Annotated in this window: 9 protein-coding genes; 7 read left to right on the top strand and 2 right to left on the bottom strand. The window is 55.0% G+C overall.

Translation table 11 applies throughout. The annotated features are described in order from the left end of the window. Positions 1 to 26: 26 nt before the first annotated feature. Together RCCS2_RS17260 and RCCS2_RS17265 are read right to left on the bottom strand one after the other, a co-directional pair. On the bottom strand, positions 27 to 3284 hold the full coding sequence (locus RCCS2_RS17260) for an efflux RND transporter permease subunit (RefSeq protein WP_008236709.1): 3258 nt from the start codon (positions 3282 to 3284) through the stop codon (positions 27 to 29). Between the two features lie 10 nt (positions 3285 to 3294). Continuing rightward, complete coding sequence (locus RCCS2_RS17265) at positions 3295 to 4533, bottom strand: efflux RND transporter periplasmic adaptor subunit (protein ID WP_008236710.1); 1239 nt, start codon at positions 4531 to 4533, stop codon at positions 3295 to 3297. 134 nt (positions 4534 to 4667) lie between these two features. On the opposite strand from RCCS2_RS17265, the gene RCCS2_RS17270 reads away from it, so the two are divergent. From RCCS2_RS17270 to urtE, 7 genes are all read left to right on the top strand, one after another. Next, complete coding sequence (locus RCCS2_RS17270) at positions 4668 to 5294, top strand: TetR/AcrR family transcriptional regulator (protein WP_037294496.1); 627 nt, start codon at positions 4668 to 4670, stop codon at positions 5292 to 5294. Between the two features lie 458 nt (positions 5295 to 5752). Next, the gene (gene urtA / locus RCCS2_RS17275; RefSeq protein ID WP_037294513.1) at positions 5753 to 7033 is read left to right on the top strand and encodes an urea ABC transporter substrate-binding protein; all 1281 of its coding nucleotides are present in this window, start codon (positions 5753 to 5755) and stop codon (positions 7031 to 7033) included. 70 nt (positions 7034 to 7103) lie between these two features. Continuing rightward, complete coding sequence (gene urtB, locus RCCS2_RS17280) at positions 7104 to 9044, top strand: urea ABC transporter permease subunit UrtB (RefSeq protein ID WP_008236716.1); 1941 nt, start codon at positions 7104 to 7106, stop codon at positions 9042 to 9044. A 95-nt stretch (positions 9045 to 9139) separates the two neighbouring features. Then, positions 9140 to 9412 carry a hypothetical protein gene (locus RCCS2_RS17285; protein ID WP_008236718.1) on the top strand — a complete coding sequence of 91 codons (273 nt, stop codon included), beginning with the start codon at positions 9140 to 9142 and terminating at the stop codon, positions 9410 to 9412. Between the two features lie 25 nt (positions 9413 to 9437). Further along, positions 9438 to 10604, top strand: a complete 1167-nt coding sequence (urtC, locus tag RCCS2_RS17290; protein WP_008236720.1) for an urea ABC transporter permease subunit UrtC — start codon at positions 9438 to 9440, stop codon at positions 10602 to 10604. Beyond that, complete coding sequence (gene urtD, locus RCCS2_RS17295) at positions 10601 to 11350, top strand: urea ABC transporter ATP-binding protein UrtD (protein ID WP_008236723.1); 750 nt, start codon at positions 10601 to 10603, stop codon at positions 11348 to 11350. The genes urtC and urtD overlap by 4 nt, the downstream gene beginning before the upstream one ends. Beyond that, positions 11343 to 12038, top strand: coding sequence for an urea ABC transporter ATP-binding subunit UrtE (gene urtE / locus RCCS2_RS17300; RefSeq protein ID WP_008236725.1), 696 nt, complete (start codon positions 11343 to 11345; stop codon positions 12036 to 12038). The genes urtD and urtE overlap by 8 nt, the downstream gene beginning before the upstream one ends. Positions 12039 to 12067 lie beyond the last annotated feature (29 nt).

A 12067-nucleotide genomic window follows, 5' to 3' on the forward strand; every position in this document is an offset into this window, starting at 1 on the left:
ATTGACGGCACCCCAAGGCACCATCGCTATTCTGCAGCCTTTAATGATGCGTCCACCGGTTCTGCATCGTCGATCGCGTCGCGGCGTTGAGGTTGGTCTGGCTTAGGCTTGGTTTTGTCTGCTGTCGCCGTGAAACCAGAGGCCAGTTTTGCCACGAAAGATGACACTTGATGCACCAGTATGAACACGGCAGGGATCGCGAATATGATGACAAATGTACCGATCAATACGCCGTAACCGATAGAAACCGCGAGCGGGATCAAGAATTGCGCCTGCAATGACGTCTCCATGATCAACGGATAGACACCTAAAAACGTTGTGACAGATGTCAGAAAGATCGGACGAAAACGGTCCTTTGTGCCCTCAACAACAGCGTCTTTCACGCTATAGCCGTTTGAGAGGTATTCGTTATAAAGATCAATCATCACAAGCGAGTTGTTAATCACAACACCCGCCAAACCAATGATGCCAAAGAAGCTGAGCAAGCCCAGAGGAATACCCAATATCAGGTGCCCTGTCACCGCGCCAATCAGACCAAGCGGAATGGCCAGCATAACGACAATTGGCTGCACAAAGCTTCGAAAAACAAGTGCAAGCAGCGCAAAGATCACGAACATCGCAATACCCAACGCCTGACTAAGTGCGGCCTGCGCATCGTTCTGGGTTTCCTGTTCGCCACCAAAACTCGCGTTCAATCCGGGATGTTCTGCAAGCAGAGGGGGGAGCAGATCTTCGCGGATGATACGGTTTGCTTCACTATTGGTAATAATGCTTTCGTCTACATCCGCTGTAATTGTTGTCACCCGCCGCCCGTTTTGGCGCAGTATTTCGGACGGTGACAAACCTTCGACCAGCGTCGCAACGGTAGACAAGGGTATCAAATCGCCGCTTGCCGTGGCGATGCGGGTATCCAACAGGTCGGCAAGGCTATCGCGGTCTTGTGATGGGAAACGGACCATGACGGATACATTGTCTTGCCCGCGCTGCACGCTTGTTGCCTCGATCCCGAAAAACCCATTGCGCGTCTGGACGGCAAGGTCTTGCAAGGTCAGCCCGTAAAGCCGCGCCTCGGGTTTGAGTTCCAGCTTATATTCCAGCTTGCCCGATGAATTGTCGTCAAGGATCTGAAATACCCCCGGGATCGCGCCGAGGCTATCGCGCAAATCCTGAACGATGGGGCTAATGTCGGCATCTCCGGGAAGGGATAGCTCAACCGCGATTGCATCGCCCGCTTCGACCAAAGACGATGAGATGGTCAGTGTATTGATGCCCGCGATCTGGCCAACCTCTTCGCGCCAAAGCCGTTCAAAGGCGGCAGATTCCCAATCACGCGCAGTCGCTTTTGTGATTTCAACGACAACCTGCGCCACAGTTGGCGAAATCGGTGTTGCTTCTCCGGTTGGGCCACCGCCGCCTGCGCCAATGCCAACAACAAGATATTGTCCAATCACGACAGGCGGCGCCCCATCGGGAAGCGTGTCTTGCAGGCGGTCCCCGGCGCGGATGGCCGCAACGCGCAAATCTTCGGCCACTGCCTCGGTACGATCAAATGTCGTGCCGTCTGTCATCTCCACAGCGGCGGTCACAAATTCCCCCTGAATTTCCGGGAAAAAACTGAATCGGACGTAGCCATAACTGATCAACGCGATCGTCAGCATCATCATGGCGATTACGCATGCAATCGGTATGAATATCCGATTTACGCAAAACCGCAGCATCGCATCCAATGGATTGCGGATAAACCATTTCAAACCGCGATCAATGAAACCGCGGATAGAGCCGATAAAACGGAACACCAGATTAGGCCGGTAATCCTGGCCCATGTCCAGATTGGTCAGGTTTCGCGGCAGGATCAAAAGTGCCTGCAACATCGACAAAGACAGAACGATCATCACAACGGTCGGGATATCGCCCAAGAAAGACCCCAAAGGCGCGGGCATTTGCAGCAACGGCCAGAATGCGACCAGCGTGGTCAATGTGGAAAAGATAACAGGCACCGCAATACGCTGCGTTCCTTTGACGGCCGCCTGCACAGGCGGCACCCCATCTTCACCGTTCTTGTAGATATTTTCCGACACGACGATCGCGTTGTCGACCACAATACCAATCGCCAAAATAAACCCGAACAAGGATATCATATTGATCGACATGCCAAGCGCGCCCATCACGATGAATGTCGCCGCAAAGCTGACGCCGATCCCTACCGCGGACCAAAACGCAAGCCGGATATCCAGAAACAACGCAAGGCACAGGATCACCAGCGCTAGACCGATCACCGCGTTTTTGGTGAGCAGGTCAATCCGCGATTGCAGTTGCGTGGCTTCGTTTTGCCAAATCGTCGCTTCAATCCCCTGTTCAAGCGACGGACGGAACTGCGTGCGCAGATGATCCTCGGCCAGATCGACGATCCGCAGGATTTGTTCGTCACCGACGCGGAACACATTGACCGATACAGAAGATGCGCCATTAAAACTTGACGACAGGTCACTGTCTTCAAAGCCATCATTCACCGTCGCAATATCACGCAAGAAGACTTGCGCGCCGGTGTCGCTGCTGCGGATGACGATATTTTCAAAATCGGTGCGTGTGTAATTGCGCCCCAAAGTGCGGATTGGAATGGAAACGCTATCGGTCTCAATTGATCCACCCGGAAGCTCAAGCGAGTTCAAGCCAACCACTTGCGCCACTTCACCCAATGTCAGGCCATAGGCACGCAACGTATCGCGGTCAATTTCGATGCTGATTTCGTAGTCACGGACATTGGCGACTTCGACAAAAGAAATACCGTCAATTGCCGTCAGCTCATTTTTAAGGCGACGCGCCTCTTCCTTCAGAACCTGTTCGCTTGCGGCTCCGTGCAGTGCAATCTCCAACACACGGGTTGAATTGTCTGCACGCACAACGACGGGGTCTTCTGCGTCTTCGGGGAATACATCAATCGCATCTATTTCGGTTTTCACCTCGTCCAGCTTTGCGTCGATATCCTCACCATCAAGAAACGTGACGGTCACACCACCCCGTCCTTCAGAGATATTTGCAGTGATGTCATCAATACCGTCGACGCCACCTAACTCATCCTCGATCGGGCGGACGATACTGTCTTGTATTTCGGACGGTGACGCACCGGGATAGCTGACCGAGATCGAAACAGCATCAAGCGCGAATTCAGGGAATGTCTTTTGCGGCAAGGTTGTCGCGGTTAACACGCCCAACCCGACCAACATGATCATTGATAACCATGCTGCGACGGGGTGTTCTGTCATCCACTTGATTGCGGTATTCATGATCGCACCCCTATTCCGTCACAGCGGTGCTGCGGGTTTCATCAGCGATATCACGCAACGATGTACCCGGTTGCGGTGCGGCAAGCGTGGTCAGGATAAGACGATCATCAGGCCGAAGGTCGCGGATCGCCACAAAGGATGTCTCGCCATCAACGTGGATAAGCGTTGCGGGATGAATATCCAACGCACCATCGCGCAAAATCCAAACGGTATCGCCGTTGCGTACCGCCGTTGACGGTATAGCATAGGCATTTTGCGGCGTGATCCCATCAATCACGACCCTTGCAAATGCGTTGATCAACGCAGGTGGCGCACCCGACGCAAGGTCGCGCGCGCTTTCGACGCGCTGGGTTAATGCGACCGTCGCGGTCAGTGTGCGGGTTTGCGGATCGAGCGATGGATCAACACGCACCACCTCGGCCTGCCATTCCTTGTCGACGCCTGCAAACCGTATGAAGACGCGCGCCGGGGCTGTACTGCCCTCAAAAAACCCGGGGATCAGCGCAGCATCGCTTTCACGGATAGCCACGCTCACTTCCATACGGTCACGGGTATAAATCTGTGCAATCGCGCTGCCGCCAGCAACCACATTGCCGATCTCTGCCAATTTGGTTTGCACGCTGCCGTCAAAGGGCGCGCGAACAATTTTATTTTCAAGCGCAATTTCGGCCGAGGCAAGCTGGGCTTTCTGCCCATCAAGGTTTGCACGTGTTTCTTGCTGTTGCCCGGTCAGGTCATCAACGCTTGCTTGCGACGCGGCGTTACGTTCAAGCAAGTTGACCGCGCGCGCCAACTGCGTTTCGAGCAACGCAAGCCGCGCTTCTGTGGCGGCAATTGCGGCATTGGCCTGTCTGATCTGGGCGCGTTCCGTGCTGGCGTCAATTTCAACCAGAATGTCACCTTCGACAAAACTGCCACGGTCAGTAATGGCGGGATGTAATGTCACAATGCGACCACCGACTGGCGCGGACAGGGCAACGGTACGGAAAGGTTCAACAAACCCTTCCCCCCTGATGGGCAACGGACCTGTGACCGGCATAAATTCACCTGTCTCAACCAGCGTTACAGGGCGTGCTATCGGCTCTGCCTCGACCACGGTGCGATTGTCGCCAAGGTACTGAAACCCAAAATAGCCACCTGCGATAATCGCAATCGCGGCCCCGATCCAGAACAGTTCGCGGATAGCTGGGATCACCCATTCCAAGACCTTGCGCATTTCATCATCCTCAATTAGTGACTCGTAAGTCATTAACAACTGACCCATGGGTCAGTAAAGCAAAAACTACATGTGTTACGCTTTTGAGCGGCGCTTGGATCACCGTTGTAAATTGCGCAATCCCGGTGCAGCCTACGAAAATGGCAAGGGAGGGCCGTGCATCTGTCATGAAAGAAACCGACAAAACCAAAATACGTCGCCGCAAAGAGGCCCGCCCAGCTGAGATTATCGCGGCTGGCATCACCGAATTTTCAAAATACGGATATGCCCGCGCGCGGCTGGATCGCATTGCACGCAACGCCGGAATCTCGAAAGCGACGATCTATCTTTATTACGAATCCAAAGAAGCGTTGTTTTTGGCGGCGGTCGAAACCTATATGACCGCTACAATGGCCGAAAACGAAGATTTTCTAGACACCTTCGACGGCACCACCAAACAAATGCTGACCCGTCTGCTGCGCAGTGTCTATGACCGGTTCGCCGAAGGTCATGCGCAGTCTGTCATGCGCATCATGATCACCGAAGGCGACCGCATTCCAGACGCGGTCAGCACCTATCACGCCATGACAATCCAACGCGGCACATCACTTTTGCGCCGCATCCTGAAACGCGGCGTCGACCGCGGTGAAGTCAGCCCGAATGCGATCATTGATAATCCGCAAGTTATCATCGCACCGGCGATGTTCTTTGCGCTTCACAATATGATGTTCAGCAAAGCCGGTGATTTGGAATTTGACGGCTACTTTGATGCGCATCTCGCGTTGGTTCTGAATGGGGTGATGAGCGACGTGTAAAGGCTTAGTGGATTAACGCGCAGGGATCCTGACCTGTTCGTCCAAATATCGATAAAGGTCAGTGATCTGGTTTTTGGGAACGCAGTTGGCAGCTATCATCTACAAACGGCGCTGACTTGTTGTGCGATTGACTGCTCTCATACCACAAAGATGCTCAACCCGTGTGGCGAACGCTTTGAAAATGAGCAACAGCGCATTTTTAGCGCATTTGTTGCGCACAAACCCAGACCCAAACCCGGTCATTCAGAAATTTCTGGCTTAATTCTGCGCCGCAGCACCAACTACGGGTGCTCGAAAGAGCATGAATGCCGCGCGAAGGGCAAATCTTGGACGATGCAACCCCTCGCGCGACGACAACATCACTGTTGCGGGTCCTGCCTACCTTGGTTGGTCCAGCGTTGAAAAGGGGTGACTGCGCCCCCGTAACGGCCCGCAGCGACAACGGGGACCTAAGACCTATGACATTACGAACCTCTGCTTTTGCATTGACCGCCCTGCTGGGCACAACCGCCATGGCTGCGGCTGAATGCGCCGATCCGATCAAAGTGGGTGTTTTGCACTCGCTTTCTGGCACTATGGCGATTTCCGAAACCACGCTGAAAGACACGATGGAGCTGCTGATCGAAAACCAAAACGCAGCCGGTGGTCTGTTGGGCTGCGACATTGAAGCAGTCGTTGTTGATCCGGCTTCTGACTGGCCGTTATTTGCGGAAAAAGCGCGCGAATTGCTGACCGTCAGCGAAGTTGACGTGATCTTTGGCAGCTGGACATCCGTCAGCCGCAAATCCGCCCTGCCTGTTTTAGAAGAACTGAATGGTTTGATGTTCTATCCGGTGCAGTATGAAGGCGAGGAAAGCTCGCGCAATGTGTTCTACACAGGTGCCGCACCAAACCAGCAGGCGATCCCGGCCACGGACTATTTTCTGGAAGAACTTGGCGTGGAAAAATTTGCGTTGCTGGGCACCGACTATGTCTATCCCCGCACCACGAACAATATCCTTGAAGCCTACCTTCAGGACAATGGCATCGCCGCCGAGGACATTTTCGTAAACTACACACCCTTCGGCCACTCAGACTGGGCAACCATCGTCGCCGACGTCGTCGCACTGGGTGCTGATGGCAAACAGGTCGGTGTGATTTCAACCATCAACGGCGACGCGAACATCGGTTTTTACAAAGAACTGGCTGCCGCTGGTATCTCTGCCGATGATATTCCGGTTGTTGCCTTCTCTGTTGGTGAGGAAGAACTGTCCGGTCTGGATACCTCCGACCTTGTTGGTCATCTGGCCGCCTGGAACTACTTCCAGTCCGCAGAGTCTGAGTTGAACGATGAATGGGTTGCCGCGTGGAAAGCGAAGATGGGCGAAGACCGTGTCACCAATGACCCGATGGAGGCCCATTATATCGGCTTCAACATGTGGGTGAATGCAGTGACCGAGGCTGGTACGACAGACGTCGATGCGGTCCGCGAGACGATGTACGGGCAGGAATTCCCGAACCTGACAGGTGGTACTGCGGTCATGTTGCCGAACCACCACCTCGCCAAGCCCGTTCTGATCGGTGAGATCACAGCCGACGGTCAGTTTGATATTATCAGCCAGACCGAAGAAGTGCCCGGTGATGCGTGGACCGATTTCTTACCTGAATCAGCGGTCCTGAAATCGGATTGGCAAGAGCTGGGGTGCGGTATGTACAACACCGAAACCGAAACCTGCGTTCAGCTGACCTCAAACTACTAAACTATCTGGGACAGGGCGCATCTTTCGCGCTCTGTCCTGAACCTGCCTGACAGATCGGCCCGGATACCCCATGATCAGACTGCTTTCATTGGCGCTTGCGCTTTTTCTAACCGTGCCTGTTGCCGCAACGGCCCAGTCCCTTCAGGACATCCTGCAAACCCACCAAGACAAAGTTCTTAAACCCGGGCGCCGCACAGTTGGCGTGGTGCTGGACGATCTGATTGCCAGCGGATTACCCCAAGCCCTGCCCTTTCTGGAAAGCTGGCGTGACCGCGAAATTGTGCAACGCGACAGTGATGGCCTGTTTTTCCGTGTGGCCGAAGACGGTGACACAGTCACCTTAGAGGACCTCGACACCGGCGAAACACTGACCGCCAACGCCGATGGCTTTACCGAATCTCGGCCCAATGGCGGTGTGCGCCGCGCGATTGGTGATGCGCTGGTCCAGTTTCAACTGTCCGATCCCGATATCGCCAAACGCCAAGCGGCAGTCGCGGCCATCGCGCGCAGCATGGACGCCAGCCAATTGGCGCCCTTGGCCGCATCGATTGAAGGCGAACCCGATGCTGCATTGAAACAAACGAAAACCCGCCTTGCCGGTATGCTGGGTGCGCTGTTTGCCGACACGACTAACGCGCGTGTGGCAGCGATTGAAGCGCTATCTGGCGATCTTTCGGTTGATGTGCGCGCTGTGCTGAACACTATTCTTGCAAGTTCCGAGACTGTGGCGGCGACCATTCCTGGTGGCACCAATGTCGCGCAAATGCTGGTCGTGGGCGCGGATCTGACCGAGACCGAGGCCTATGACCGCCTTATTATCGCCGACCTTGCAGACCCTTTGATTACCAAAACACAGATCCGCGACGCGCTGATTGCTAATATTGATGGCGACACTGTGGCGGGCATCCCCGTCGGAACCTTGAATACAGACGCCGCCCGCGCGCTGGCCTACGACCTGCTTGCCGCAGATGGCATTGTGCCGCCCCGCGTCGATGAAACCACACGGGCCGAGGCCATCGCCGCCCATAGCTTTTATGTCGCATACGCAGAGCCTGATACAGCCATCACCGATGCTGCACGCACGGCACTGACCGCCATTAAAACCAAAGTCGGTTTCAGTCAGGCGGCTGATCTTGGCCTTGATGCGCTATCGCTGGCGTCGATCTATTTCCTTGCGGCCATTGGGCTTGCGATCACCTTTGGGGTGATGGGCGTGATCAACATGGCGCATGGCGAGTTTATCATGATGGGGGCCTACACCGGCTTTGTCGTGCAGCAATTCGTGCCCGATTACACACTGTCGATCATCATCGCCCTGCCCTTGGCCTTTGTGATCACCTTCGGCGCGGGCGTGCTGATGGAGCGTACGGTGATCCGTCACCTTTATCACCGTCCGTTGGAGACGCTGCTGGCCACTTTCGGCATATCCATCGCGCTGCAACAACTGGCCAAGAACATCTTTGGCACCCAAGCGCGCCCGCTGACTTCGCCAGAATGGCTGGATGGGGCGCTGATATTTAACGATGTTGTGGCGATCAGTTACATCAGGGTTGCGATTTTCGTGCTCGCGCTGGTTTTCCTATGTATCATCTTGTTCATCCTCAAACGTACCCGGTTGGGGCTGGAAGTCCGCGCCGTAACACAGAACCCCGGCATGGCGGCATCCATGGGGATCAACCCTGACCGGATCAACATGCTGACATTCGGGTTGGGGTCCGGGATCGCCGGGATCGCAGGAGTCGCTATTGGACTATACGCTCAAGTGACGTCCGAAATGGGCGCATCCTATATCGTGCAAAGCTTTATGACCGTCGTGGTTGGCGGCGTTGGCAATGTCTGGGGGACGTTGGCCGGGGCGTCGCTGATTGGCTTCCTGCAAAAGGGCATCGAGTGGTTGAACCCGTCCAATACGCTGGCGGCACAGACCTATATGATCCTGTTTATCATCCTGTTCATTCAATTCCGGCCCAAGGGCATCGTCGCCCTTAAGGGCCGTGCGGCGGCGGATTAGGTTGGAGATTATATTCTTGACTAAATTAGTAAGAAATACATATCCTTGCGAGGTGGCGGATCTTTGTCCGACGCCTAACAGTAAAGGAAACCTTGATGAAAATTATCACTATGGCCGCTGCGGCCAGCCTAATGGCAGCGCCTGTCTTTGCACAGGACAGTTGCCCCCTAAGCTACGACGTATTCGAAATCGGCGTTCCGCATACCGATATGGATGCGTGCCCCGACAGCATGCAGGTCGAGGGCGCATTCTGCCGGCTTTCGCTGGTCGCGGAAGTCGCCACGATATTTGCCTTTTCCGAACAGGACGACTGCATCATCGCCACACAAGCCTATTTCGACGATCAATACACGCTAACACTGAACTAACCCTTCCGTTTTCGGAGGCCGCGACGTGACAGCCAGCTTTTTTGCCCGCAATCCGTCCGTGCTTTGGTTCATCCTTATCCTAAGCATATTCACAGTCATTGTGACTGTTCTGTCCGAGGTCACAGGTGTCGACCTGATCTCAACCTCTTTTGTCAAAACCTTGGGGAAAACCCTCTGCCTTTGCCTTGTCGCCATCGCGATGGACGTGGTCTGGGGCTATTGCGGTATCCTGTCCTTGGGCCACTTCGCCTTTTTCGGCATCGGCGGCTATGCCATCGGCATGTGGCTGATGTATGCGCGCACCGAAGGGATCGTGCTGACAAGCCTTGCCGGGCAACCTATCCCACCCACACCGGCAGAGATATCCGACGCCATTGGCAACCAGATATTCGGGGTCGTGGGCAGTTCTGAATTCCCGCTGATCTGGGCCTTTGCAGACAGTTTGACGCTGCAATTGCTGATGGTCGTTCTTGTGCCCGGATTGCTTGCGCTGGTCTTTGGCTGGCTGGCGTTCAGATCACGCGTAACTGGCGTCTATTTATCAATCCTGACCCAAGCGATGACCTTGGCGCTGGCGCTGTACCTTTTCCAAAACGACAGTGGGTTGCGCGGGAACAACGGCCTGTCAGGCCTGCAAAACATCCCCGGTTACGAAGACGTGCCTCAGGCGACCGTGTCGATCATCTTTTTTATTGCGTCGGCAGTGGCTCTTGGTGCGGGCTACGCTTTCTTTGCTTGGATCGTATCAGGCAAGATGGGCAGTGTGGTCAAAGGCATCCGCGATAACGAAGCGCGGGTGCGGTTCTTGGGCTATCATGTGGAAAGCTATAAGCTGTTCATCTTTACCACGACTGCCGTCGTCGCGGGCATCGCGGGCGCGCTGTATTATCCCCAAGCGGGCATCATCAACCCCGGCGAAATCGCACCTATCGCATCGATCTACCTAGCGGTCTGGGTCGCTATTGGCGGACGCGGGCGGCTTTATGGTGCTGTCATTGGGGCTGCCTTTGTCTCGCTTCTTTCAAGTTGGTTCACCGGGGGCGGCGCGCCCAACATCGACCTTGGGCTCTATGTGATCCAATGGACAGATTGGTGGCTGGTCTTGCTGGGTCTGTCCTTTGTTGCGGTCACGCTGTTCTTTCCCAAAGGCATCGGCGGCCTGTTTGATTATCTGGTCAGGAAACCGCAATGAGCATGCTGCTAGAGGTATCGGGGGTCAGCGTTTCTTTTGATGGTTTCCGGGCGATCAACAACCTATCAATCAACTTTGCCCCGGCGGAACTGCGGGCGATCATCGGGCCAAACGGCGCAGGTAAGACGACGTTCATGGATATCGTCACCGGCAAAACGAAACCGGATGAAGGACAGGTGATTTGGGGCGACAGGAACATCTCGCTGCTTGGCATGTCCGAAAGCCAGATCGCACGCGAAGGGATCGGACGGAAGTTCCAGAAACCCACCGTGTTCGAGGCGCAGACGGTGCGCCAAAATCTTGCCATGGCACTGAAAACACCGCGCGGGCCGTTTGCTGTGTTGATGCATAAAAAGACCAAACCAAATGCGGAACGGATCGAAGCGGTCGCAGCCCAGATCGGGTTGAGTGATAGCCTGACACGCGTGGCCGGTGAACTGAGCCATGGGCAAAAGCAATGGTTGGAAATCGGCATGTTGCTAGCCCAGGAACCGCGCTTGATGCTGGTTGATGAACCTGCCGCTGGCATGACACCAGAGGAACGTGAGAAAACCACTGATATTCTCAAAGAGGCGGCCAAAACCCGCGCCGTTGTCGTTGTTGAGCATGACATGGAATTTGTACGCCGTCTGAACTGCAAAGTGACCGTGTTGCACGAAGGGTCAGTTTTGGCCGAAGGCAGCCTTGATCATGTGACCTCGAACCAGACTGTCATCGACGTTTATCTGGGACGCGCCCATGCTTGAAGTTCGTCATATTGATCTGAAATACGGGCAAAGCCAGATCTTGTTCGATGTCTCTTTCACGGCAAAGATCGGTCAGATCACAGCCGTGATGGGCAACAATGGCGTGGGCAAAACCAGCCTGTTGAAAGCGATATCTGGGCGGCATCCGGTGGCAAGCGGTGACGTGCTGGTCGGGGGCAAGGCGGTGTCGCTGTCTTCTGCGTTTCATTCGGCGCGTGCAGGGATCGCCTATGTCCCGCAAGGGCGCGAGGTTTTTCCGATGATGACGGTGCGCGAGAACCTTGAAACAGGCTTTGCCTGCCTGCCGAAACCCGACCATAACGTGCCGGATTTTATCTTTGATCTGTTCCCGGTGCTGCGCGAAATGCAAAACCGTCGTGGCGGTGATCTGTCTGGCGGTCAACAACAGCAGCTTGCCATCGCGCGGGCGCTGATCACCAAACCGCAGGTCTTGTTGCTGGATGAACCGACCGAAGGCATTCAGCCCAATGTCATTCAACAGATCGGCGATGCGCTGGAAACGCTGCGCGACCAAGGGCAAATGGCGATTGTGCTGGTGGAACAGAACGCTGATTTTGCCTACCGCATTGCTGATACCTTCACTGTTGTGGAACAAGGCAGGATCAAGCAGAGCGCCGCAAAAGACAGCTATTCCAAACAAAGCCTGATGGCTGACCTTGCACTCTAGCCCTTGCGCGATTGACCTTGGGCCAGCCA

Source organism: Roseobacter sp. CCS2 (assembly GCF_000169435.1).
Classification (GTDB): domain Bacteria; phylum Pseudomonadota; class Alphaproteobacteria; order Rhodobacterales; family Rhodobacteraceae; genus Yoonia.